Raw genomic sequence first — 22,444 nt, forward strand, 5'->3', positions numbered from 1 at the left:
CGAACCAACCGGTTGCCGCGCGACGGCAACGCCCGCGCACTTGCTCAGATCGTCGGCCCGAGCCGCTGCGCGAGCGCCTTCAGTCGCGGTCCGACCTGCGTGCGAAACACGCCCTCGTCCATCGACGACGCGGGGCCGCTGCAGCTCAGGATCAGCCAGCGCCCCTCGCGCGGCTCGCGAAACGGCACGGCCGCCGCGTTCACGTCCATGTGCCACGCGCGGAACGAATAGCAGCAACCGCCCGTCGAGAACTCGGCCACCGCGCGCTGCGCGGCCTCGACGAGCGCATCGGCGTCGGCCGCGCCGCCGGCCGCGCGGTGCAGTTCGGCATAGAGCGCGCGGCGCGCGTCCTCCGGCTGCACGGCCAGGTACGCGCGCCCCATCGAGCTCGTCAGCATCGACAGCCGCGAACCGGGCGCGAGCCCGAGCGTCAACGCGGTCTCGCTACGGATCGTCTCCAGGTAGATCATGTCGAGCCCGTCGCGGCAGCCGAGCGACACCGCCGCGCCGATCTCGCGCGCCAGCGCCTGCATGTGCGGCCGCGCGAGATCGATCGTCCCCGAGCCCGACAGCAGCGCGTAGCCGAGCGACAGCACGCCGGCGTCCAACGCATACTTTCCGAGCGTCTCGTCGTAGCGCAGATAGCCGAGCACCGTCAGCGTATAGGCGAGCCGGTTCACCGTCGCTTTCGGCAGGCCCGTGCGTTCCGCGAAATCGCGATTGCCCAGCATCGTCTCGCCGGGCCGGAAGGCGCGCAGCAGGTCGAGCCCGCGCGCGAGCGCGACGACGAACTTGCGCTCGTCGATCGGGGTGTCATCGATGGTTGAAAGTGTCATCCGGTGCTACACTGAGTTCGATTTGCAAAACATTGTTCCGCACAGCGGAACGTAAGTCAAGCGAACTTCACGCATCAGCCCGGAGCAAGCACCGAAGCGCCCCCTCTGCCCGACCGAAAAACACGGGGGCGGAGTCGACGCCGAGACGCCCGCTCCGACCGACCGCAAAGCATGGGGCCGAGTCAGCGCCACTCGGGCCGACAGGAGATGAGACGATGAGTGCTGCAACTTTTCATTGGGACGATCCGCTGCTGCTCGACCAGCAACTGACCGAGGAAGAGCGAATGGTCCGCGATGCCGCGCAAGCGTACGCACAGGACAAGCTCGCGCCGCGCGTCACCGAAGCGTTCCGCCACGAACGGACCGACGCGGCCATCTTTCGCGAGATGGGCGAGGTCGGCCTGCTCGGCCCGACGATTCCCGAGGAATACGGCGGCCCCGGCCTCAACTACGTGAGCTACGGGTTGATCGCGCGCGAAGTCGAGCGCGTCGATTCGGGCTACCGGTCGATGATGTCCGTGCAGTCGTCGCTCGTGATGGTGCCGATCCACGAATTCGGCTCCGACGCGCAGAAGCAGAAATACCTGCCGAAGCTCGCGACCGGCGAATGGATCGGCTGCTTCGGCCTGACCGAGCCGAACCACGGCTCCGATCCGGGCAGCATGGTCACGCGCGCGAAGAAGGTGCCCGGCGGCTATTCGCTGTCCGGCGCGAAGATGTGGATCACCAACTCGCCGATCGCCGACGTGTTCGTCGTGTGGGCGAAGCTGGAAGAAAACGGCAAGGACGCGATCCGCGGCTTCATCCTCGAGAAGGGCTGGAAGGGCCTGTCGGCGCCGGCGATCCACGGCAAGGTCGGGCTGCGCGCATCGATCACCGGCGAGATCGTCCTCGACGAGGTGTTCGTGCCCGAAGAGAACCTGATGCCGAACGTGAGCGGCCTGCGCGGCCCGTTCACCTGCCTGAACTCGGCGCGCTACGGGATCGCGTGGGGCGCGCTCGGCGCCGCCGAGTCGTGCTGGCACACCGCGCGCCAGTACGTGCTCGACCGCCGGCAGTTCGGCCGACCGCTCGCCGCGAACCAGTTGATTCAGAAGAAGCTCGCCGACATGCAGACCGAAATCACGCTCGGCCTGCAAGGCGTGCTGCGCCTCGGCCGGATGAAGGACGAAGGCACGGCCGCCGTCGAAATCACGTCGATCATGAAGCGCAATTCATGCGGCAAGGCGCTCGACATCGCCCGCCTCGCGCGCGACATGCTCGGCGGCAACGGCATCTCCGACGAATTCGGCGTCGCGCGCCACCTCGTGAACCTCGAGGTGGTCAACACGTACGAAGGCACGCACGACATCCACGCGCTGATCCTCGGCCGCGCGCAGACGGGTATCCAGGCATTCTTCTGACGATCCGGCCATGACGCGCGCGGCAGCGATGCCGCGCCCGCGCACGCCGCCACGGAAAAGGCCCGCCCGGCATCGCTGCCGGGCGGGCCTTCGTCGTCGCAGCCGCGGCTCCGGGCTGCCACTGCTTACTTGTTCGGCTGCGGCGTCAGGCGCAGATACGGACGCACCGCGTTGAAGCCCTTCGGGAAGCGCTTCTTCAACTCTTCCGGATCCTGCAGCGACGGCACGATCACGACGTCGTCGCCGTCCTTCCAGTTGCCGGGCGTCGCGACCTTGTAATTGTCGGTCAGTTGCAACGAATCGATCACGCGCAGCACTTCGTCGAAGTTGCGCCCCGTGCTGGCCGGATAGGTGATCGTGAGCCGCACCTTCTTGTTCGGGTCGATCACGAACAGCGAACGCACCGTCAGCGTTTCGTTCGCGTTCGGGTGAATCATGTCGTACAGCTGCGATACCTTGCGATCCGCGTCGGCGATGATCGGGAAGCCCACGACCGTCGACTGCGTTTCGTTGATGTCGTTGATCCAGCCCTTGTGCGATTCGACGCCGTCGACCGACAGCGCGATCACCTTCACGTTGCGCTTCTCGAATTCGCCCTTCAGCTTCGAGGTCAGCCCGAGTTCGGTCGTGCACACCGGCGTGTAGTCGGCCGGATGGGAGAACAGGACACCCCAGCTGTTGCCGAGCCACTCGTGAAACTTGATGGTGCCCAGGCTCGATTCCTGCTCGAAATCCGGTGCGATGTCGCCAAGACGCAGACTCATGATGTTCCCTCCTCGAACGATGCTGGTTGAAACCGCGCGCCGGACAGCGCGAGGCAGTCCATCAGCTTACGGGAAGCAATGGGCCGTGCGAACGATTATTCCGTTTGATATTCATACTTTTTTGTCATTTTTACCCGGCGTCGTCGCGGGGCGGAGGGCCGCGAGGGAAACTTTTCAATCCTTTGTCGCTCTGTTCATGATTACAAGTCGTTTACCATGCAGTCTTGCGCTGCCGCCGTGTGTCTTCCCGGCTCGCCAGCAGGCAGGGGTTTCGCTACGATGTGAACCTGCAGCATGACAGCACGAAGGGAGTTGCAATGTCGGAAATCAACAAGGAGAAACTGATGTCGGATATCAAAACCGTTCTCTCGGACGCCGAAGACCTGCTCAAGCAAGCGGCGAGCAGCACGGGCGACCGTGCGGCCGAGCTGCGCGAGAAGGCCATGTCTCGCCTGAAGCAGGCCAAGGAAAAGGCGGCCGACGTCCAGGTCGTGGTGGTCGAGAAAGGCAAGAAGGCCGCGCGCGCGACCGACGACTACGTGCACGAGCATCCGTGGACGTCGATCGGCGTGGCCGCCGGCGTCGGCGTGCTGATCGGCCTGCTGATCAACCGCAAGTAACGCGCTTGGCGCCGTTTCGTCCCGCAGGCCGCGTCGCGCGGCCCGCGGGCGTCGAAGCCAGCCGGCTGCGCCGGCCGGCTTTGTCCTAGCTGCTCACTGCACGCGCAAGCCCCTCATCCATGACGACAGACACCCCCTCGCAGCCGTCCGGTCAAGGACCGCTGCGCCGCCTCGTCGGCTCCGCCATCGGCCTTCTGCAGACGCGCCTCGAACTGGTGGGCATCGAGCTCGCCGAGGAGAAGGAACGCCTGATGGGCGTGCTGTTCCTCGGACTCGCCGCGATGATGCTCGCGACGATGGCGCTCATCAGCCTGACCGTGCTGGTCGCGATCGCGTTCTGGGATACCTACCGCTGGCAGGCGCTCGCCGCGATCACCGCGCTGTATGCCGTTGGCGGCATCGTGTGCGCGTTGAAGGCCCGCTCGGGCCTGCGCGACGCGCCGACCGTGTTCGAGGCGACGCTCGCCGAACTCGAGAAAGACCGCGAGCTGTTCCGCGGCAAGTCGTGAACGCCCTCGCGCTCACCCCTCCTACCTATCTCGCCGACGCGCCATGAGCCAGAACATCACGGGCAATTCATCCCGCTCCCATTCGTCGCGATCGAACTGGAGCGCATCGCAGCACCGCGCGCTCCGCAAGGAATTGCTGATCCTGCGATCCGAAGTCGAGCGGCTCGAACTCGCGGAAGCCGCCGCCGAAATGCGTCAGGCCGTCACGCGCTTCAGTTGGCTCAAGGTGTTCATCCCCGGCCTGTCCTCCCACAAGTTCGGCCAGTCGGCCAAGAACCTGAACGCAAGCCTCGGCCAGCTCGTCAACCAGTATCCGATGTTGAGCTCGCTCGCGTCGCTCGTGCTGGCGAAACCCGTTCGCTCGCTGCTGCGCGCGAGTGCGGGCCCCGCGTTGAAGTGGGGCACGCTCGGCTTCGCCGCATGGGAGGTCTACCGGATCTGGAAGCAGTCCCGCGACGAGCGCGGGCTCGACGCACACGACGACTGACCGTCGGCATCCCCGCGCGCACGGCCATAGCCGCTGCGCGCCTTCCTTGCGAACTCAGCGCCCGCCCCAGCAGACAGCGCCCGGTTCGTCGGCGCCATCGTTTCCTGCATTGCCCTTCGTGCCATCCGAGCGCAGCGTGAACGTGCCGCATGCATCGTCGCGCATCGGGCTGGTGTCGAGCGGCGTCGCTGCCAGTTCGTAGCTCACCGGCGAATCGTCGCCGTCGGGCCGCCCGAGCGTCAATCGATACACGGCATGCCCGTCCGGCGGCGCGTGCGCGAGCGCATCCGGCAATGCTGCAGGCGGCGCACCGTCCAGCGTTTCGAGATACTGGGCCGCACGGTACAGCGCGGACACCGCCGACGCGCGGTGAACACGCACGACATGCTCGCGATACGACGGAATACCCCATCCGGCCAGCACCGCGACGATCGCAAGCACGATCATCAGTTCGATCAGCGTGAATCCTGCCGCTCGGCCCATCGACAGGCGGCCGTTCATCGAAGCACCGCCGCGACACGACGCCAGCGCAGCACGACGATGTGGCCGTCGCGTATCGCGACCTGGTGTTGCAGCCACACGGCGCTCGACGCGTGCGCGCCGACGCCGCGCGCGGTGACCAGGTAAGTGCGCTCGCCGGCCTGCCCTGCCGTGCGCCGCCACGCCTCGATCAGGCATCGCGGCGGTTGCGCGGCCGTCGGCCAACCGGCGAATGGCGCGAATGCTTCGACCGCCGCCAGCGGCGGCATGCGTCGCCATGCGACGGGTTCCGCATGCGATTCGCTTTCGTTCACATACGGCGCCGAGCCGCGCAGCAATCGCCAGGTGCACGCGGCAAGCGCGGCATCGGCCGCGTGGAAGGCGATCAGCCGATCCGACAACGCGCGGGTGCGGCGCGACTCCGTCAATGCCGCGTCGAACCACGTGCCGGTCAGTGCTGCGATCGCTGCGCCGACCGCAATCACCGCGGGCAACGCAAGACCCGCGTCGCGACGCCAGGCGCGGCGGGTCGAGCGCAAATGCATGTGCGGCTCGCGCGGGCTCGCCGCCGAACGGCCCGCGCATGCTCTCTGCTGCCGGTCGCCGCCGCGCGCGACCGTGTACTCATGCGCGTGGCCTGGGTCAACGCATCGGGAGAGGGTGTCCCGCGCATACTGCGCTGCTCCGCTCATCGCGCCACCCCGCTTGCTCGCGTTGCATCATGCAACGCAACGTCGGATGGAAGCGCGACGTTCCGCAACGCGACGATTCGATCGAGCGTCAAACGTGCACGACCGTCCGGCGCCAAGGCGGCGCGACCGTCGCAGTCGACATGCCGCGTCGGTTCGCGCATCGGCTCGCCGCGCGCCCGCACGCAGACATGCACGGCCACGACCTCGCGCCAGTCGTCGGCACGTATCGCATCGGCGTCGACAAACTGCGTGGCGCCGCGACGCAGATAGCGCATGCGCAATTGATCGATTCCCGCCACGACGGGCTGCGGCGTACCCGGCCGACCGCTTCCTTCGCAATACAGTTCGGGCTCGCCCGTCGACGGACTGATATGCGCGTCGAAGCGATTCTCCACCGGCGCCGGTTCGCCCGGCACGCCGACACCCTGCCCGAGGCAATCCGTCGCCTGACCGCTCACCGTCGCCCACGTCGATACGGCATCGCCGACATACCGGATCAGCAACGCGTCCGATGACAGGCGCGAGGGCTCGCAGCGCACCTGTGCGCCGCTCCCCCGCACGCGCGCCGCCGAACACCCGAACACCGGCGGCAACGACGATGCCGCTTCGGCATCGAGCGGCCGGAATCCTGCCATTTGGAGCTGCTGACCGATCAGCATCAGCGCGGTCGTGGCCGCGTCGCGCATCCTGAACCCATCTTCCGCGCGGCGCTGCGCAATGCGCTGTGCGTGGTATAACGCACCGGCCGCCGCGAGCACGAGAAACCCGACGGTCATCGCGATCAGCACTTCGAGCAGCGTATGCCCACGCGTACGGCGATCAGCGTTCATCGCCTGCCCGCTCGCGAAACGGCATCCGGACACACGATGGCGGTCGCGTCGACGTTCCCGCCGCGTCGCAGCGCGGCGGCGCGCTTCCATTGCCGCCACGCCAGCGGACAATCGCATAGCGGACGCCGCCCGGCCCACCGGCGAGTGTCATCGCGCCATCCGGCAACGACGCCGCCGCCAGCGCCGCGAGGCCGTCGTCAGCCGCGGCCGCAGCATGCAGGCGCTCGATACGCGCGTCGGCCAGCCACAGCGCGCGTTCGCGCCAGATCGTCGCGCGCTGCGCACGCGCCATCGCGAGCTGGCTGCCGGCTACTGCCAGCATGACGGTGGCGAGCAGCGCGATGGCCAGCGTCGCCTCGATCAACGACGTACCGCGCATGGCATCGCGCATGGCGATCACACCGCGTCGCAACGGCCGGCGACCACTCGCGCGCGGCCGCCTGCCGCAATCCGCACGCAACGCGACGCGTGCGCATCGTCGGCGCCGGACACGCTGCGCCGCGGACGCACCTCGAAACGCCGGATTCCGCCGACCGACTGTCCGACCGGCGGCGCAAACGCAAGCTCATGTGCGGCGCCCGAAACGGCCACTGCCGCATCGCGCGGGTAGCGTCGCAGCACACGCGATTGCCCGTCGACCAGCCCGCTGACGAGCCAGTCGCACGACCATTCGGCCGGTTCGCATCGCTCGCCGGCGCGCAGACAGACACCGTCGCGCCCGGCACGGCACAGCGTGACGCGCGTGCCGAGACGCGTTGCCTCGGCACGTGCAAACGACAGCGCACCGAGCAGCGCACGCGAACGGGCATCCACCCGTTCGCGCATGCGCCACTGGTCGAACGTGGGTACCGCATAGAGCGCGAGCCCCGCCGCCAGCGACATGGCGACCATCAGCTCGACGAGCGTGAATCCGCCCGGTCGTTGCACCACATTCTTCAAGGATTGGGCGCCCAGTTCCATCGCAATCGTCCTCCGCCACGGTAATGCGACGACTGTAGCGGCGCGTGCGGACGCGCGCCATTGGCCGAACGGCCGACTGGCGACATGCGATCGCAGCCGACACAATCGACGCGAATCGAATCAACGGAGCAGACGATGAACGAACGCAGCGCGTCAGCGCTTACGTGGGGTCTTGGCGGGAGAGGTGCGACGGAACTCTTCGATCACGTCGGCAAATTCGGAAACGTCCTCGAACTGGCGATACACCGATGCGAAGCGCACATAGGCGATCGTATCGAGGCCGCGCAACTCGTTCATCACGAGTTCGCCCAGCTTCTCGCTACGCACTTCGCGCTCGCCAGTCGCGAGCAGTTGATATTCGATACGGGCGACCGCCGCATCGATCGCGTCGGCGGCAACCGGCCGCTTGCGCAGCGCGAGTTGCATGCTGGCGACGATCTTGCGACGGTCGAATTCCGTGCGACTGCCGTCCTTCTTCACGACGAACGGCAGGGACAACTCGACCCGCTCGTACGTCGTGAAACGCTTGTCGCAAGCCGAGCAGCGACGGCGCCGCCGAATCGCGGCGCCATCTTCGGACACGCGCGAGTCAACGACCTGCGTGTCGTCATGCCGGCAGAACGGGCAGCGCATCGGCGATCAGCGGTAGACCGGGAAACGCTTGGTCAGCTCGGCGACCTGCGCGCGTACGCGCTCGATCGTCGCTGCGTCTTCCGGGTTCTCCAGCACGTCGGCAATCAGGTTGCCCACCTGCTCGGCTTCCGCCGGCCCGAAGCCGCGCGTCGTCATCGCCGGCGAACCGAGACGGATGCCGCTCGTCACGAACGGCTTTTCCGGGTCGTTCGGGATCGCGTTCTTGTTCACCGTGATGTGCGCCGCACCGAGCGCCGCTTCCGCTGCCTTGCCCGTGATGTTCTTCGCGCGCAGATCGACCAGCATCACGTGGCTTTCCGTACGGCCCGACACGATGCGCAGGCCGCGCTTCACCAGCGTTTCGGCCAGCACGCGCGCGTTCTCGACGACCTTCTGCTGGTATTCCTTGAACTCCGGCGACAGCGCTTCCTTGAACGCCACGGCCTTCGCCGCGATCACGTGCATCAGCGGGCCGCCCTGGATCCCCGGGAAGATCGCCGAGTTGATCGGCTTCTCGTACTCGGCCTTCATCAGGATCACGCCGCCGCGCGGGCCGCGCAGGCTCTTGTGCGTCGTCGTCGTCACGAAATCCGCGTGCGGCACCGGGTTCGGGTACACGCCCGCCGCGATCAGGCCTGCGTAGTGGGCCATGTCGACCATCAGGTACGCGCCGACCGACTTCGCGATCTTCGCCAGACGCTCGAAATCGATCTTCAGCGCAAACGCCGACGCGCCCGCGACGATCAGCTTCGGCTTGTGTTCCTGCGCGAGCTGCTCGGCCGCGTCATAGTCGATGTCTTCGTTTTCGTTCAGGCCGTAGCTCACCACGTTGAACCACTTGCCCGACATGTTCACCGGCGAGCCGTGCGTCAGGTGGCCGCCATGCGCGAGGCTCATGCCCATGATCGTGTCGCCCGGCTTGAGCATCGCGAAGAACACGCCCTGGTTCGCCTGCGAACCGGAGTTCGGCTGCACGTTCGCCGCTTCCGCGCCGAACAGTTGCTTCACACGGTCGATCGCCAGCTGCTCGACCACGTCGACGTACTCGCAGCCACCGTAGTAGCGCTTGCCCGGATACCCTTCCGCGTACTTGTTCGTGAGCTGCGAGCCCTGCGCGGCCATCACGGCCGGGCTCGTGTAGTTTTCCGACGCGATCAGCTCGATGTGATCTTCCTGGCGGCGGTTTTCCTGCTCGATCGCTGCAAAGATTTCGGGATCGACGTTCGCGATGGTGCTTTGGGCTCTGTCAAACATACGGTTTCCGTTAAGTGTGTACAGGTTGACCGGAGTGGCCAAGTACGGTGCGCTGCTGGCAAGACCAGCTCGACGTGGCGGAAGAATCCGTATGACGCGAGGCAGGACAGCCACCGGCGATGCACGCGACGGCGCACAACGGCTGCCCAGGCGAACGGCAAAAACAGCGCCCCGCGCTTCACGGTGGGATGCTCCACCTTGAACCCGAAGGGTTCTATCGCCAGTCACGCAGGGGTGATGAGCGCATTAGTGTATTGGATGCGTCATGAATAGGCAACCGCGCGGCGGGGCGCCCGAATCAATTGGGGCCAGGTTTTACGCGCCCGCGCCGAAACGCTTCGTCGCCTTGCCGCGGTGCGGCATTCTCAGTAGGCTTGCAGGATTCCACCCGCTATCACGTCACCGACCAGGAGCAGTAATGATCGTGTTCGTCACAGGCGCGTCCGCCGGTTTCGGCGCCGCCATCTCCCGTGCCTTCGTGAAGGGAGGCCACCGCGTGGTCGCAACCGCGCGCCGCAAGGATCGTCTCGATGCGCTCGCCGCCGAGCTCGGCGATGCCCTTCTGCCGCTCGAGCTCGACGTACGCGACCGCGCGGCCGTCGAAGCCGTGCCGGCCGCCCTTCCCGCCGAATTCGCGGCGCTCGACGTGCTCGTCAACAACGCCGGCCTCGCGCTTGGCGTCGAGCCGGCCCATAAGGCCAGCCTCGACGAATGGCAGACCATGATCGACACGAACTGCTCGGGCCTCGTGACCGTCACGCATGCGCTGCTGCCCGGCATGATCGAGCGCGGCCGCGGCCATATCTTCAACCTCGGTTCGGTTGCCGGCACCTATCCGTATCCGGGCGGGAACGTATACGGCGCAACCAAGGCTTTTGTCCGACAATTCAGCCTGAACCTGCGCGCCGACCTGATCGGCACGCCGTTGCGCGTGACCGACATCGAGCCGGGCCTGTGCGGCGGCACGGAATTCTCGAACGTCCGCTTCCGCGGCGACGACGCGAAGGCCGCGAACGTGTACCAGAACGTCCAGCCGCTCACGTCCGAGGACATCGCCGACACGATCTACTGGATCGCGACGCGCCCGGCGCACGTGAACATCAATACGATCGAGATGATGCCGGTCGCCCAGGCGCCGGCCGGCCTCGCGATCCATCGCGGCTGACGCATCGCGCACCGCCGCGGCCGCCTCCGGCCGGCCCGCGGTGTGCCGCGTCACACTACATTCCGTTACGAAACCGTTACGAATCCGGTTCCTGCGTTCCGGTAGAATGCGCGCCATGACTCAGCCCACCCGCTCCCCGGAAGCGCCGTCCGGCTTTATCTGGCCGGTGCGCGTGTACTACGAGGATACCGATGCAGGCGGCATCGTCTTCTATGCCAACTACCTGAAGTTCTTCGAGCGCGCCCGCACCGAGTGGCTTCGCGCATGCGGCGTCGACCAGCGCCGGCTCGCCGACGATACCGGCGCGATCTTCATCGTGCGCAGCACGTCGCTCGACTACCGCGCGCCGGCGCGACTCGACGACACGCTGACGATCACGAGCCGGCCCGGACGCATCGGCCGCGCGTCGGTGGAATTCACGCAGGAAGCCTGGTGTGGCGACACGCTGCTCGTGGCCGGGCACATCCGCCTCGGCTGCGTCGACCGTCACGGCATCCGGCCCGCGGCCATCCCGCCGGCCGTGCTCGACGCGCTGCAACGCGGGCCCGTCATCGACGACGCCGGGCAGCCTGGCCTGTCAACGAAGCTCGCATGAGCGCCGTTTAGACACAGCCTATGAACTTGCCGTTCTGATTCGATACTAAGCAAGGTTCGGCGTCAGGCATGGCCGGCGCGCCGCGCCGCACGCACACCGGACGCCCTTGCCGGGCACTCCCGAAGGGACGTTACTCAAACCTCTATGAATACTGCTCAAGACCTGTCGATCATTTCCCTCGTCCTCAACGCGAGCGTGCTGGCCCAGGCCGTGATGGGACTGCTGCTGCTGCTGTCGCTGATGTCGTGGACCTTCATCTTCCGCAAGTGGTTCGCGATCCGCCGTGCGCGCGCGCAAACCGAACGCTTCGAGAAGGATTTCTGGTCGGGCGGCGACCTGCAGGCGCTGTATCAGAGCGCAGCCAACAACCGCCACACGATCGGCGCACTCGAGCGGATCTTCGAATCGGGGATGCGCGAATTCCTCAAGGCGAAGGAAAAACGCCTCAGCGATCCGGGCCTCGTGCTCGACGGTGCGCGCCGCGCGATGCGTGCGTCGTTCCAGCGTGAAATGGACGTGCTCGAAGCCAACCTCGCGTTCCTCGCGTCGGTCGGCTCGGTCAGCCCGTACATCGGTCTGTTCGGCACGGTCTGGGGGATCATGAACTCGTTCCGCGGCCTTGCGAACGTGCAGCAGGCCACGCTCGCGAACGTCGCGCCCGGTATCGCCGAAGCGCTCGTCGCCACCGCGATCGGCCTGTTCGCCGCAATTCCGGCGGTGGTCGCGTACAACCGCTACGCGCACGACATCGACCGCCTCGCGATCCGCTTCGAGACCTTCATCGAAGAGTTCTCGAACATCCTGCAGCGTCAGGCCCAGTAAGGAGCGCGCCATGGCAGGAAGCCCCATCCGATCCAGCATGCGCGGCGGCCGCTCGCGCCGCGCGATGGCCGACATCAACGTCGTGCCGTACATCGACGTGATGCTGGTGCTGCTCGTGATCTTCATGGTCACCGCACCGCTCGTCGCGCCGTCGATCATCAACCTGCCGACCGTCGGCAACGCCGCGCCGCAGGAGCAGACGCCGCCCGTCGTCGTCAACATCAAGGCCGACCGCACGATGAGCGTCAAGTACAAGGGCGACTCGGGCGCGACCCAGGAAGACACGATGACGAAGGCCGAGCTCGACAGCTTCATCTCGGCCCGGCAGGCCGATCACCCTGACCAGCCGGTCGTGATCGCAGCCGACAAGACCGTGCAGTACGATGCCGTCATGACCGTGATGTCCGATCTGAAGGCGCGCGGCGTCAAGCGCGTCGGCCTCCTCGTCAAATCGCAATGAACCGGCAGCAATCCACGCGCAGATCCGCGTACCCGCTCCAGCCTCCCCGCGAGCGTGGGACGTGGCGCGCGTTCGCGCTCGCCGCGCTGATGCACGTGCTGCTCGCGCTGTTCCTCTATCACGGCGTGCAGTGGCAGAACAGCACGCCGGCCGGCGCCGAAGCCGAGCTGTGGACCGAAGTACCCGATGTCCCCGCGCCGCGGCCCGTCGTCGCGCCCACGCCGCCCGCGAAGGTCGCGCCGCCCCCTCCCCCGGTACGCGACGAGCAGGCCGACATCGCGCTGCAGCAGAAGAAACGTCAGCAGGAAGCGGCCGCGCGCGAAGCGCAGCTCGAGCAGCAGCGCCGCGCGCAGCAACTGAAGGCCCAGCAGGAAGAGGAAGCGCGCCGCGCACAGCTCGCCGCGCAACAGGCCGCCGCGCTCGCCGCCCAGAAAGCCGCGGAACGCGACAAACAGAAGCAGGCCGAGAAACTCAAGCAACAGCAGCTCGCCGAGCAGCAGAAGCTCGAACAGCAGAAACTCCAGCAGCAAAAGCAGGCTCAGCTCGAAGCGCAGCAGGCGGCGAAGGCAAAGGCCGACGCAGCCGCGAAGGCAAAGGCGGAAGCGCAGGCCAAGGCGAAGGCCGAAGCCGCGGCGCGCGCGAAGGCCAATGCGGCAGCGAACGCGAAGCTCGACCGCGAGCGCAGTGCGCGCCTCGCGCAGTTGCAGGGGCTGTCCGGCGCCGGCGAAGGCGGCGGCGAAGGCCTCGCGAAAAGCGGCACGGGCACGGGCTCCGGCGGCAATGCCGCGACGCCCGGCTATGCCGACAAGGTGCGCCGCCGCGTCAAGCCGAACATCGTTTGGGGCGGCGAGCGGGCAGGCCTGACCACCGTCGTCAAGATTCGGTGCACGCCGTCCGGTGACGTATTGAGCGCATCGGTCTCCCGCTCGAGCGGGAATTCGGGGTGGGATCAAGCCGTGGTCAATGCGATCCACGCATCGGTCCCGTTGCCGCCCGATTCTAACGGTCGTACCCCGTCTGACATTACGATCACCTTCAAGGCAGCGGAGTGAAACGAAATGCGCTTACACTCCGGGCGTCGCTGTCAGATGGGAACGAATCGGGTATTTTTACTGTCTCTGCCGTTGCGCAGCGATCCAAGCCATACGGGAAGCAAGAAGCATGAGTTTGATGACAAAGCTAGGTTTCAGGGCACTCGTGGCCTCGTGTCTGATTACGGCCGGCAGCGCCGCTAACGCCCAGGTCAACGTGCTGATCACCGGTGTCGGGTCGACCCAGTTCCCCATCGCCACCGCGAATTTCACGAACGAGGCGAACCTGCCGCAGCAGGTCACGTCGATCGTTCGCGCCGACCTCGCCCGCAGCGGCAAATTCACCAACATCGACGCCGGCAGCACGCCCGTGCCGGAGACCGCATCGGTCGATCTCGGCGCATGGAAGGCCAAGGGCGCGAATGCGTTCGTGGCCGGCAGCGTGAACCGCGACGCAAACGGCCAGTACAAGGTCAACTTCATCCTGTACGACACCGTGAAGCAGCAAAGCCTCGGCGGCCTGTCGCTGACGGCCACCGACACCACGCTGCGCACGGCCGGCCACAAGATCGCCGACTACATCTACCAGAAGCTGCTCGGCGTGCGCGGGGTGTTCGCCACGCGCCTGTCGTACGTGATCAAGACCGGCAACCGCTACCAGTTGCAGATTTCGGATTCGGACGGCCAGAACGCGCGCATCGCGCTGTCGAGCACCGAACCGATCATCTCGCCGGCCTGGTCGCCGAGCGGCACGAAGGTCGCGTACGTGTCGTTCGAGCGCAAGAAGCCGATCGTCTACATCCATGACCTGCCGACCGGCAAACGCTACATGGTCTCTGACCAGAAGGGCAACAACAGCGCACCGGCATGGTCGCCGGACAGCAACACGCTCGCGGTCGCGCTGTCGCTGACGGGCAATACGCAAATCTATACGGTCAACGCGAACGGCGGCGGCCTGCGCCGTCTCACGCAGAGCAGCTCGATCGATACCGAACCGTTCTACTCGCCGGACGGCCGCTGGATCTACTTCACGAGCGACCGTGGCGGTGCGCCGCAAATCTACCGGATGCCCGCACAGGGCGAAAGCGCCGGCGCCGCACAGCGCGTGACCTTCACCGGCAGCTACAACACGAGCCCGCGCGTGAGCCCGGACGGCAAGCTGCTCGCTTACATCTCCCGCACGGGTGGGGGCTTCAAGCTGTACGTTCAGGATCTGCAGACCGGCGCGGCGAACGCCATCACGAACACCAATCGCGACGAATCGCCGAGCTTCGCGGCAAACGGCCAGTACCTTCTGTACGCGACCCAGTCGGGCGGTCGCAACGTTCTGGCTGCAGTGCCCTCCGACGGCAGCGCGCCGCCGCAGATCCTGTCCGTCCAGGGCGGCTCCGTTCGCGAGCCGTCGTGGGGGCCCTTCATGCAATGACCACAAGGAGAGTAACCATGATGTCGAATAAAGCTCGTCTGGCCCTGGCCGTGATGATGATCAGCGCGCTCGCAGCGTGCAAGTCGGGCGTGAAGCTCGACGACAAGGCGAACAACGCGGGCGCGGTCAGCACGCAGCCGAGCGCCGACAATGTCGCGCAAGTGAACGTCGATCCGCTGAACGACCCGAACAGCCCGCTCGCGAAGCGCAGCATCTACTTCGATTTCGACAGCTATTCGGTGAAGGACGAGTACCAGCCGCTGATGCAGCAGCACGCGCAGTACCTGAAGAGCCACCCGCAACGCCACGTGCTGATCCAGGGCAACACCGACGAACGCGGCACGAGCGAGTACAACCTCGCGCTGGGCCAGAAGCGTGCGGAAGCCGTGCGCCGTGCGATGGCCCTGCTCGGCGTGAACGATTCGCAAATGGAAGCCGTGAGCCTCGGCAAGGAAAAGCCGCAGGCAATGGGTCACGACGAAGCATCGTGGGCGCAGAACCGTCGCGCCGACCTCGTCTACCAACAGTAAGTAACGGAAGAATCGCCGTATGACGCACCGTTTAACCTGGCTGCGCGTTGCCGCAGCATTCTGCGTCGCGGGCGCGGCGTGGTCGGCCGCGCCGGCGCACGCCGGCATGTTCGACGACAACGAAGCGCGCCGTGCCGTACTCGATCTGCGCAGCAAGAGCGACAACCTGTCGAGCCAGTTGTCGGCCGCCCAGCGTACGATTCTCGATCAATCCGGCCGTATCGACCAGCTGAATCAGCAGGTCGCGACGCTGCGCGGCGAGAACGAGGATCTGACGAACCGGCTGACGACGCTCGAGCGGCAGCAGAAGGAGTACTACCAGGATCTCGACACGCGGCTCAAGAAGTTCGAGCCGCAGCAGGCGACGATCGATGGTGTCGAAGGCACCGTGCAGCCGGGTGAAACGGATGCGCTCAGCGCGGCGCAGCAGCAGTTCCGCAACGGCAACTTCAAGGCGGCGGCGGCGTCGTTCCGTGCGTTCATCGCGAAGTATCCGCAGAGCCCCTATCAGCCGACCGCGCAGTACTGGTACGGCAACGCGCAATACGCGCTGCGCGACTACCGCGGTTCGACCGCGACGTGGCAAGGGATCGTCAGCAAGTTCCCGCAGCACCCGCGCGCGGCCGACGCCCTCGTGGCGATCGGCACGAACCAGCTCGAGCAAGGCCAGAAGGCGGCCGCGAAGAAGACGTTCGAGCAGGTCGTGTCGCAGTACGCCGGGTCGAACGCGGCGCAGACGGCGCAGGGCAAGCTCGAAACGATCAAATAATTATCGTGATGGGTTGTTGACAGCCCTGCAACCCGTCGCTATAATCTTTTGCTCTTTAGGTCGTCGCCCAGGTTGTTGACGCAACGAACAGCCACGGTTTCAAGAACGTGGGGTGGTAACTCAGTTGGTTAGAGTATCTGACTTTTAATCAGAGAGTCGAGGGTTCGAGTCCCTCCCACCCTACCAACTATCTTCGATAGTGCAAAAAGCCTCCTTCGCGGAGGCTTTTTTGCGTCTGCCGCTTTTGTGTCGAATTTAGAATTTCCACCTCATTGGTGCAGAGTCGCGTTGGAGCGACGTGCGACGGGCCGAGAGCTTCGCTATGCCGCCGACCGGTTCATTTCAAGCAGTGGGGGTGTCAGGATTTCCGTGTTCAAGGCAGGTTGAGTAATTACACGGAAGGTCGAACGAACCGATCTGCGTAAAGGATAGCGAACTGGTTCATGGCCGTCTTCCAGTCATGCGCGGCACTTCCCCAATTCGCGGTGATGTTGCGCAAGGCCAGCCAGATGAGTTTGGTCGCGGCCTCGTCGCTCGGGAAGTGACCACGGGTCTTGATGATCTTGCGCAACTGCGAGTTGATATTTTCAATCGCGTTCGTAACCGGCATGATATAGCCGGTGCCTCGCGTTCCCGCGCGGAGCGGTTTGAGCGTATGGTGTGACCATCCGGGACAGGGGCACTGGGGAGCACTTCGGGTGGGCAGGCCGTTGTTACACGATGAGCCGCGAGCTCGTGTTTGTAGTTGGCCGCCCCTGCGACCCGCCCGGTTGCGCTGTGAGCGCGAATCCGTAGTTGTCGTGCTGTCCCACCGGCTCCCAGCAGTGATCTGATACGGGAGACGGTTATGCGAATCGTGGGGTTTGATGTCTCGCGCTCAGTGGCCGAGATCGCGTACCTGGAGGATGGCACGCTGCATGCAGGCGGCCGCACCGGGTTGCGACGCGACGAACTGGAGCGTTTTGCCGAGAAGCTGCGCGCCACCGATCATGTCGTGCTCGAAGCAACCGGCAACACTGCCGCCATCGTCAACGTGCTTCGTCAACACGTCGCGCGCGTGGCAATTGCCAATCCGCTGCAAGTTCGGCTGATCGCGGAGGCTCGCGTCAAGACGGACAAGATCGATGCAGCCGTGCTGGCACAGCTGTATGCAAGCGGCTTTCTGCCGGAAGTATGGATGCCGGACGAGCACACGCTGGCGTTGCGTCGACAGATCTCGCGTCGTTCACAGCTGGTGCGGCAGCGCACGCGGTTGAAGAACGAGATTCATGCGGTTCTGGTCGCGCATCTGATCGAGCGATGCCCCGCCACCGATCTGTTTGGCAAGAAGGGGCGTGCCTGGCTCGGCGTTCAACCGCTTCCGTTGGACGAGCGACTCGGTGTTGAGCAGCGGCTGCGCGAACTGGACCGCCTCGGCGAGGATCTGCGCGAGGTCGAGCAAGCACTCGCGCAAGCGACCATCGACGACGCGCGATTGCGCGTTATGCTGACGATCACCGGCGTCAACACCACGGTGGCGATCGGGCTGCTATCTGCCATTGGCGACATCGAGCGGTTTCCGAATCCGGAGAAGCTGGTGAGCTACTTCGGACTCAATCCGTCGGTCTATCAGTCCGGCCCGACACCGGCCAGGCACGGCCACATCACCAAGCGCGGGCGCTCTTACGCACGGGCGATGCTGGTCGAGGCTGCCTGGGGCGCCACGCAGGCGCCTGGGCCGCTGCGTGCGTTCTTCCTGCGCGTGCGCGATCGCCGCGGCCAGCAAATTGCCGTCGTCGCGACCGCTCGGAAACTCGCAGTGATCGTATGGTATGTGCTGACACGCGACGAGCCGTTCGCGTGGGACCGTCCCGCGTTGACCGCACACAAGTTACGCGCGCTGGAACTGCAGGCTGGAATGCCGGCGCAGCATGGCTCGCGCAAAGGTTCGGCTGCCGCCTACAGTCTGAAGAGTGTCCGTCAGCAAGAGCGAGCCGTGGCTGAGCAGTCTGAGCGAACCTATCAAAGACTGTTTAACCGGTGGAAGCAGTCGCGCCCCAAATCAGACAGCGCGCCGATACGGTGGCCTGAGGCGCGAACATAGCGAACGAGCGAAGCGCGGTGCGGGACTTGTGCATTTCATCCGTCGTGTAGATGATCTTGCGCACACCCGGCGGAAACGCAAAGAACGGGATCACCCGATCCCAGGCGTTGCGCCACGCGCTGCTGACGGTCGGGAATTTCTGGCCCCACGGGCCATCCGCAAACGCATCGAGTTCGGCCTGAGCGGCTTCCGCGCTGGGCGCGGCGTAGATCGGTTTGATCGCGGCGGCCAGTCCTCGGCGGTCCTTCCAACTGGCGTAATCGAGGCTGTTGCGGATCAAATGGACGATGCAGGTTTGCAACGTCGTGGCCGGAAACACTGCCGCCAGCGCTTCGGGCATGCCCTTCAGACCGTCAGTGACGGCGATCAGGATGTCGTGAACGCCGCGCGTCTTCAGATCGTTGAATACCTTCATCCAGAATTTGGCACCTTCGGTATTCTCGATCCACAGGCCCAGGATCTCCCGCGTGCCGTCGGGCAGCACACCCAGCGCCAGGTACACCGCCTTGTTGCGCACGACGGTGTCTTCGCGAATCTTGACCCGCAGTGCGTCGAAAAACACGACCGGATACATCGGCTCGAGCGGCCGGGCCTGCCAGGCGGTTACTTCAGCCATGACCTCGTCGGTGACCGAGCTGATGAAGTCGGGCGAGACCTCGGTGCCGTACTGTTCCAGCAAGAAGCCCTGAATCTCGCGTACGGTCATGCCTCGGGCATACATGGCGACGATCTTGTCGTCGAAGCCCGTGAAGCGCCGTTCGTGCTTGGGAATCAGGATGGGTTCGAAGCTGCCGTCGCGGTCACGCGGCACCTCGATACGGATCGGACCGTCTTCGGTCAGAACCGTCTTGGCCCCTTTGCCGTTGCGCTGATTCGTGGCGTTGACCGGCTTGGCCGCACCGGGAGGGTAGCCGAGATGATGGTTCATCTCGCCGCCCAATGCCCGTTCGATCAGCGCCTTCTTGAGCGCCAGCGTCGCGGCGTTGATGGCTTCGGCCGTCATCGGACCGTTGCCGAACTGCTAGAGCAACTCGGCCGGAATCGCCGGCAGTGCCGCCGGCTGGGCTTTCGGTTTGCGAGGCATAAACTCTCCTTGGGAGCATGTTATGCCTTAAACACAAAATTCCTGACAGGCCCCAAGCAGTGCACACAATACGGTCTGATCGATGTCTGCCGAAATCCACGGGCTCGCACTCGCCATACCGGCATATCCCGATCCGCCCAGCTCGCATTCATCAAGCACGCCCTACCCCGAGCAGATTCGTCGACCACTTCGGTAACAAGACCGCAAGACGCCTTAAACGCACCTCAACACACGATCGCGACATTCAATGCACCGTCTACCCATGGGGTGATTGCCGCTCAAGGTCCGCCGTTCTACGTAACAGCACCTCGATCTCGCCGCGTGATGCTTCGAATTGACTTCGCATCCTTGAAAGCTCACTTTCAAGGATGCTAGCTCTCCGTTCGAATTCCTCCGCCAACGCCGACTGTCTCTTATTAGCGGAATCGATCAATGCGGCGCGCTCCCCATCCACACTCAAATGCAACCGAGCAATCTGCTGTGCGTGGGCTTGCGAGCGCTCCAGTTGCTGACGCAGCAGCAATTCAATTTCCTGGCGCGAATTATCTAACTGGCTCTGCGCGTCCAGCAAACGTTTCTCCAGGGCGCTCGTACGCCTCGCATATTCTTCAATCAGAGGCACGTACATCTTCTCGGCGGTCTCGATCGAGGCGCAGCGCTCTCGATCGATTCTCGAATGTGCATGAGCAAGCTCCTCTGCATATTTCAGTTCTCTTTCCGCCTGCTGCCGCAACAATGCCTCGACCTCTCTGCGGGCGCTCAACGTTGCCTTTGCGCACTCTGCATCCGATTTGATACGTTCTCGATCCAACTCCTCCCTGAGGTCATTCAGCTCCTTTGTCTTCTCAGCAAATCCCTCTTTGGCTCTCGACCAACCAATGTTCGCCCCTGCCGTCCAGACCCGCCCTATCTCGTACCGACCATGGGTAATGAAATGGGCGTAGGGAGACGTACCCGCCGCAAGAACGTCGGTGTTATTCAGCAAGTAAGCAATCGGATCAAAATCTTGCGGAATCAAAGGATCACTTGCCAGATGCCAGTCGATATTCAGCAAGGCACTTGCCACGTGCGAGGCGCCGGACTGCTGAGTCAGCACAATTTTTTCCAACGCCCAGTCCAGCACCAGATCCCATACACGCGTCTCGTGGCCAACCGCATCGCCTTGCTCTTTCCGTGAAGCCTGAGCGGTGAAGGTTCGGCGCTCAGCCTTGTTGCGCTCGCCGGAAAGAGAAACGACATCAGCCCCGCCAAAAAAATGACTATTGACCCAGTCAATGTCGGCCCTATGCCGCTTCTCGAGCCTTTCCTCGACTTCTTCGACTACTTCGAGAGATTCTGATTTGGCAAACGGCTCCGCATAAATCATCCGATCTGAAATTTCCTCGGAAAATGAATTGCCAAATTTCCGATTGATTCTGCGAAGGAGATTTCGCTCTACGCCAGTCAAGGACCGGTTAACGATTCGATCCTGTTTTTCAAGCGCGGCAACGCCAATCAGATCAACGAAGGAGTCAACCACTCGCTTGTTGATTGCCTCATAGCTGATAACAGTTACTTCATCATCAGATAAAACTTCGGATAATGATTTGAGAGCGGATATGTGAAGCCACTCAGCCGTATCGACCCATACCGAGAAATCTTCCCACATCCCATGACGCTTGATGAGCTGATCATAGACCGACTTCATGAACGGGATCACGTTTCGCACGTAGAAAATCACGCGCAATCGAATACTTTCCCCTCGGCAAATATCGGCGAGCAAGCGCCAATTTTTGGAAGAAAATTCGCTGAACAATTCAGACGAGCAAATCGCACTGGAATGCCCTCCAAAATAAGATCGAATTACGGAGACGATTGACGCGACATCACGCCCCTCGTCACAAATGGCTTCACGCAACATTTCGCCATTCCCGCTCGAAATTTGATGCTCGAACACCATCCCGGCTTTATTAAAATACCCTATATCGCAAGCACCAAGCCTTTCGGAGTTGAACTCAAGAAAACTCTGCAATGCAGACGACCCTGTTTTCGGACCACCCGCATGCAAAAACAATGTGGATTCCATGCTTTTTAACCGATTCAGATTGACTCACGTTACGCAAATTGCGACACGCCCTTAATTCAAATCAAATGTAAACGCGCCAATGAAATTCATTTAATTTCATACCTATCACCAATCCGCCCTCCCAGATGAAATGAAATCACACCACCCAAGCTGGCTTGCAGGAACCGAATTGGAATTTCAATTCAAACATTCACACACCAAACCTACATGCTTGCCTGTCGCAATCTTACTGTCTTTCCATACATTTCTCCACGAAATTCGGCCTTTCGACAGGCCGAATATCCACCGACAAAATGGAAAGACAACGAACCATCAAGAAAAAAGGAAGCTTATGCACGCTTCGCACAGCAGCAGAAGCGGTTGCGAAAATCGGACCATGTTTGAGATGGAATCATGGCATTGCCAACAGTCGGCAAGCAAGTTACCACTTCGCTTTCGTCGACTTCGCAGTCACTGCGGATTCCCGTTCTGCGATCACAACGGACACCTGCGCTACCGGCACGCGCAATCGCGCCCATTACCCTTCCACCGATGAACAGATCGCCATACAGCGTGATAATCGTCGCTCGACCCACAGCGCACTGACCGTCGCGAGCGCGACCCCACCCAACACGTCGGCGACTGTTTGCTCCTTGAGCGTCAGAGTCGACGCGCAGCATGTTGTGCCGCTCGTCGAACTGCACCGCGTAGTGCCGCGGCAGCACGGCCGCGTCAATGCCGAACGCGGCGAGAAATGCCTGCCCGGCATCGGACGTCAGCACGTCGACCTGCACGCTGGTCGTGCGCAATGCATGCACGAGCAGTTTCGCGCGCATCAGATGGCCGCGGGCGTCGGCCGTCGCGAGATAGACGATGTACGGAGTCATGCGCGCGGATGAAGCGATTGGATCCAGCCGGCGGCGTACATCCAGTGCACCCATCACGCCGATACCAGCTTCGATCGCGG

24 protein-coding genes, 1 tRNA gene, 2 pseudogenes and 1 riboswitch are annotated in these 22,444 nt (G+C 63.9%); of the genes and pseudogenes, 14 read left to right on the plus strand and 13 right to left on the minus strand.

Going from position 1 to position 22,444, the window contains the following annotated elements; translation table 11 throughout:
• Positions 1-44 precede the first annotated feature (44 nt).
• Positions 45-836: an IclR family transcriptional regulator gene (locus WT53_RS07295; protein ID WP_034206530.1), complete on the minus strand. Its 792-nt coding sequence runs from the start codon at positions 834-836 to the stop codon at positions 45-47.
• A gap of 215 nt (positions 837-1,051) precedes the next feature.
• On the opposite strand from WT53_RS07295, the gene WT53_RS07300 reads away from it, so the two are divergent.
• Positions 1,052-2,239, plus strand: a complete 1,188-nt coding sequence (locus WT53_RS07300) for an acyl-CoA dehydrogenase (RefSeq protein ID WP_034206529.1) — start codon at positions 1,052-1,054, stop codon at positions 2,237-2,239.
• A gap of 125 nt (positions 2,240-2,364) precedes the next feature.
• On the opposite strand, the gene WT53_RS07305 is transcribed toward WT53_RS07300, so the two are convergent.
• Entirely contained in the window at positions 2,365-3,003 is a 639-nt protein-coding gene (locus WT53_RS07305; RefSeq protein WP_006476788.1) for a peroxiredoxin, read from the minus strand.
• Positions 3,004-3,320: 317 nt separating this feature from the next.
• Between WT53_RS07305 and WT53_RS07310 the strand changes: the two genes are divergently transcribed.
• The 3 genes from WT53_RS07310 to WT53_RS07320 all read left to right on the plus strand — a co-directional run bounded on the left by WT53_RS07310 (position 3,321) and on the right by WT53_RS07320 (position 4,619).
• Positions 3,321-3,623 (plus strand): YqjD family protein, encoded by a 303-nt coding sequence (locus WT53_RS07310; RefSeq protein WP_006494044.1) that lies wholly within the window; start codon positions 3,321-3,323, stop codon positions 3,621-3,623.
• A 119-nt stretch (positions 3,624-3,742) separates the two neighbouring features.
• Positions 3,743-4,132: a phage holin family protein gene (locus tag WT53_RS07315; protein WP_034206528.1), complete on the plus strand. Its 390-nt coding sequence runs from the start codon at positions 3,743-3,745 to the stop codon at positions 4,130-4,132.
• A gap of 43 nt (positions 4,133-4,175) precedes the next feature.
• The gene (locus tag WT53_RS07320) at positions 4,176-4,619 is read left to right on the plus strand and encodes a DUF3318 domain-containing protein (RefSeq protein ID WP_034206527.1); all 444 of its coding nucleotides are present in this window, start codon (positions 4,176-4,178) and stop codon (positions 4,617-4,619) included.
• A 54-nt stretch (positions 4,620-4,673) separates the two neighbouring features.
• Here WT53_RS07320 and WT53_RS07325 read toward each other — a convergent pair whose 3' ends face one another.
• From WT53_RS07325 to glyA, 7 genes are all read right to left on the minus strand, one after another.
• Positions 4,674-5,120: a type IV pilin protein gene (locus tag WT53_RS07325; protein ID WP_034206526.1), complete on the minus strand. Its 447-nt coding sequence runs from the start codon at positions 5,118-5,120 to the stop codon at positions 4,674-4,676.
• A complete protein-coding gene (locus WT53_RS07330; protein WP_034207841.1) occupies positions 5,117-5,581 on the minus strand; it encodes a pilus assembly protein in 465 nt (154 codons plus the stop codon). The genes WT53_RS07325 and WT53_RS07330 overlap by 4 nt, the downstream gene beginning before the upstream one ends.
• A 206-nt stretch (positions 5,582-5,787) precedes the next feature.
• Positions 5,788-6,621 carry a PilW family protein gene (locus tag WT53_RS07335; protein ID WP_034206525.1) on the minus strand — a complete coding sequence of 278 codons (834 nt, stop codon included), beginning with the start codon at positions 6,619-6,621 and terminating at the stop codon, positions 5,788-5,790.
• Positions 6,611-7,012, minus strand: coding sequence for a hypothetical protein (locus WT53_RS07340; protein WP_080747735.1), 402 nt, complete (start codon positions 7,010-7,012; stop codon positions 6,611-6,613). The genes WT53_RS07335 and WT53_RS07340 overlap by 11 nt, the downstream gene beginning before the upstream one ends.
• A 5-nt stretch (positions 7,013-7,017) precedes the next feature.
• Positions 7,018-7,581, minus strand: a complete 564-nt coding sequence (locus WT53_RS07345; protein WP_034206523.1) for a GspH/FimT family pseudopilin — start codon at positions 7,579-7,581, stop codon at positions 7,018-7,020.
• A gap of 153 nt (positions 7,582-7,734) precedes the next feature.
• Entirely contained in the window at positions 7,735-8,214 is a 480-nt protein-coding gene (gene nrdR / locus WT53_RS07350) for a transcriptional regulator NrdR (RefSeq protein WP_034206522.1), read from the minus strand.
• A gap of 6 nt (positions 8,215-8,220) precedes the next feature.
• Positions 8,221-9,468 carry a serine hydroxymethyltransferase gene (gene glyA, locus WT53_RS07355; protein ID WP_034206521.1) on the minus strand — a complete coding sequence of 416 codons (1,248 nt, stop codon included), beginning with the start codon at positions 9,466-9,468 and terminating at the stop codon, positions 8,221-8,223.
• A gap of 137 nt (positions 9,469-9,605) precedes the next feature.
• Positions 9,606-9,706, minus strand: a riboswitch (ZMP/ZTP riboswitch).
• 180 nt (positions 9,707-9,886) lie between these two features.
• On the opposite strand from glyA, the gene WT53_RS07360 reads away from it, so the two are divergent.
• The 9 genes from WT53_RS07360 to WT53_RS07400 all read left to right on the plus strand — a co-directional run bounded on the left by WT53_RS07360 (position 9,887) and on the right by WT53_RS07400 (position 16,452).
• Positions 9,887-10,633, plus strand: a complete 747-nt coding sequence (locus WT53_RS07360) for an SDR family NAD(P)-dependent oxidoreductase (protein WP_034206520.1) — start codon at positions 9,887-9,889, stop codon at positions 10,631-10,633.
• Between the two features lie 106 nt (positions 10,634-10,739).
• On the plus strand, positions 10,740-11,228 hold the full coding sequence (gene ybgC / locus WT53_RS07365) for a tol-pal system-associated acyl-CoA thioesterase (protein ID WP_034206519.1): 489 nt from the start codon (positions 10,740-10,742) through the stop codon (positions 11,226-11,228).
• Positions 11,229-11,372: 144 nt separating this feature from the next.
• Positions 11,373-12,050: a protein TolQ gene (tolQ, locus tag WT53_RS07370; protein ID WP_027783647.1), complete on the plus strand. Its 678-nt coding sequence runs from the start codon at positions 11,373-11,375 to the stop codon at positions 12,048-12,050.
• 10 nt (positions 12,051-12,060) lie between these two features.
• Entirely contained in the window at positions 12,061-12,510 is a 450-nt protein-coding gene (gene tolR / locus WT53_RS07375) for a protein TolR (protein ID WP_006484943.1), read from the plus strand.
• Positions 12,507-13,562, plus strand: a complete 1,056-nt coding sequence (gene tolA, locus WT53_RS07380) for a cell envelope integrity protein TolA (protein ID WP_034206518.1) — start codon at positions 12,507-12,509, stop codon at positions 13,560-13,562. The genes tolR and tolA overlap by 4 nt, the downstream gene beginning before the upstream one ends.
• Before the next feature lie 109 nt (positions 13,563-13,671).
• Positions 13,672-14,967 (plus strand): Tol-Pal system beta propeller repeat protein TolB, encoded by a 1,296-nt coding sequence (gene tolB, locus WT53_RS07385; RefSeq protein WP_034206517.1) that lies wholly within the window; start codon positions 13,672-13,674, stop codon positions 14,965-14,967.
• Positions 14,968-14,984: 17 nt separating this feature from the next.
• Positions 14,985-15,497, plus strand: a complete 513-nt coding sequence (gene pal / locus WT53_RS07390; RefSeq protein WP_060259023.1) for a peptidoglycan-associated lipoprotein Pal — start codon at positions 14,985-14,987, stop codon at positions 15,495-15,497.
• Between the two features lie 19 nt (positions 15,498-15,516).
• Entirely contained in the window at positions 15,517-16,266 is a 750-nt protein-coding gene (gene ybgF / locus WT53_RS07395) for a tol-pal system protein YbgF (protein WP_011544679.1), read from the plus strand.
• Positions 16,267-16,375: 109 nt separating this feature from the next.
• Positions 16,376-16,452, plus strand: a tRNA-Lys gene (locus WT53_RS07400).
• A gap of 205 nt (positions 16,453-16,657) precedes the next feature.
• Here WT53_RS07400 and WT53_RS07405 read toward each other — a convergent pair.
• Positions 16,658-16,879, minus strand: a pseudogene (locus WT53_RS07405) (transposase); the annotation flags it as partial.
• Between the two features lie 234 nt (positions 16,880-17,113).
• On the opposite strand from WT53_RS07405, the gene WT53_RS07410 reads away from it, so the two are divergent.
• Positions 17,114-18,349 (plus strand): IS110 family transposase, encoded by a 1,236-nt coding sequence (locus WT53_RS07410; RefSeq protein WP_080747734.1) that lies wholly within the window; start codon positions 17,114-17,116, stop codon positions 18,347-18,349.
• Between the two features lie 7 nt (positions 18,350-18,356).
• Here WT53_RS07410 and WT53_RS07415 read toward each other — a convergent pair.
• The 3 genes and pseudogenes from WT53_RS07415 to WT53_RS34290 all read right to left on the minus strand — a co-directional run.
• Positions 18,357-19,433, minus strand: a pseudogene (locus WT53_RS07415) (IS256 family transposase); the annotation flags it as partial.
• A gap of 256 nt (positions 19,434-19,689) precedes the next feature.
• The gene (locus tag WT53_RS07420; RefSeq protein WP_155294419.1) at positions 19,690-21,498 is read right to left on the minus strand and encodes a hypothetical protein; all 1,809 of its coding nucleotides are present in this window, start codon (positions 21,496-21,498) and stop codon (positions 19,690-19,692) included.
• Between the two features lie 329 nt (positions 21,499-21,827).
• Positions 21,828-22,418 carry a hypothetical protein gene (locus WT53_RS34290; RefSeq protein ID WP_306453925.1) on the minus strand — a complete coding sequence of 197 codons (591 nt, stop codon included), beginning with the start codon at positions 22,416-22,418 and terminating at the stop codon, positions 21,828-21,830.
• Between the last annotated feature and the right edge of the window lie 26 nt (positions 22,419-22,444).

Source organism: Burkholderia sp. MSMB2157WGS, from assembly GCF_001532755.1.
Lineage (GTDB): Bacteria > Pseudomonadota > Gammaproteobacteria > Burkholderiales > Burkholderiaceae > Burkholderia.

Bases quoted from the DNA above. Each gene is read 5' to 3' on its own strand.
- WT53_RS07295 (WP_034206530.1), bottom strand. From the start codon at position 836: ATGACACTTTCAACCATCGATGACACCCCGATCGACGAGCGCAAGTTC.
- WT53_RS07300 (WP_034206529.1), top strand. From the start codon at position 1,052: ATGAGTGCTGCAACTTTTCATTGGGACGATCCGCTGCTGCTCGACCAG.
- WT53_RS07305 (WP_006476788.1), bottom strand. From the start codon at position 3,003: ATGAGTCTGCGTCTTGGCGACATCGCACCGGATTTCGAGCAGGAATCG.
- WT53_RS07310 (WP_006494044.1), top strand. From the start codon at position 3,321: ATGTCGGAAATCAACAAGGAGAAACTGATGTCGGATATCAAAACCGTT.
- WT53_RS07315 (WP_034206528.1), top strand. From the start codon at position 3,743: ATGACGACAGACACCCCCTCGCAGCCGTCCGGTCAAGGACCGCTGCGC.
- WT53_RS07320 (WP_034206527.1), top strand. From the start codon at position 4,176: ATGAGCCAGAACATCACGGGCAATTCATCCCGCTCCCATTCGTCGCGA.
- WT53_RS07325 (WP_034206526.1), bottom strand. From the start codon at position 5,120: ATGAACGGCCGCCTGTCGATGGGCCGAGCGGCAGGATTCACGCTGATC.
- WT53_RS07335 (WP_034206525.1), bottom strand. From the start codon at position 6,621: ATGAACGCTGATCGCCGTACGCGTGGGCATACGCTGCTCGAAGTGCTG.
- WT53_RS07340 (WP_080747735.1), bottom strand. From the start codon at position 7,012: ATGCGCGATGCCATGCGCGGTACGTCGTTGATCGAGGCGACGCTGGCC.
- WT53_RS07345 (WP_034206523.1), bottom strand. From the start codon at position 7,581: ATGGAACTGGGCGCCCAATCCTTGAAGAATGTGGTGCAACGACCGGGC.
- nrdR (WP_034206522.1), bottom strand. From the start codon at position 8,214: ATGCGCTGCCCGTTCTGCCGGCATGACGACACGCAGGTCGTTGACTCG.
- glyA (WP_034206521.1), bottom strand. From the start codon at position 9,468: ATGTTTGACAGAGCCCAAAGCACCATCGCGAACGTCGATCCCGAAATC.
- WT53_RS07360 (WP_034206520.1), top strand. From the start codon at position 9,887: ATGATCGTGTTCGTCACAGGCGCGTCCGCCGGTTTCGGCGCCGCCATC.
- ybgC (WP_034206519.1), top strand. From the start codon at position 10,740: ATGCGCGCCATGACTCAGCCCACCCGCTCCCCGGAAGCGCCGTCCGGC.
- tolQ (WP_027783647.1), top strand. From the start codon at position 11,373: ATGAATACTGCTCAAGACCTGTCGATCATTTCCCTCGTCCTCAACGCG.
- tolR (WP_006484943.1), top strand. From the start codon at position 12,061: ATGGCAGGAAGCCCCATCCGATCCAGCATGCGCGGCGGCCGCTCGCGC.
- tolA (WP_034206518.1), top strand. From the start codon at position 12,507: ATGAACCGGCAGCAATCCACGCGCAGATCCGCGTACCCGCTCCAGCCT.
- tolB (WP_034206517.1), top strand. From the start codon at position 13,672: ATGAGTTTGATGACAAAGCTAGGTTTCAGGGCACTCGTGGCCTCGTGT.
- pal (WP_060259023.1), top strand. From the start codon at position 14,985: ATGATGTCGAATAAAGCTCGTCTGGCCCTGGCCGTGATGATGATCAGC.
- ybgF (WP_011544679.1), top strand. From the start codon at position 15,517: ATGACGCACCGTTTAACCTGGCTGCGCGTTGCCGCAGCATTCTGCGTC.
- WT53_RS07410 (WP_080747734.1), top strand. From the start codon at position 17,114: ATGCGAATCGTGGGGTTTGATGTCTCGCGCTCAGTGGCCGAGATCGCG.
- WT53_RS07420 (WP_155294419.1), bottom strand. From the start codon at position 21,498: ATGGAATCCACATTGTTTTTGCATGCGGGTGGTCCGAAAACAGGGTCG.
- WT53_RS34290 (WP_306453925.1), bottom strand. From the start codon at position 22,418: ATGGGTGCACTGGATGTACGCCGCCGGCTGGATCCAATCGCTTCATCC.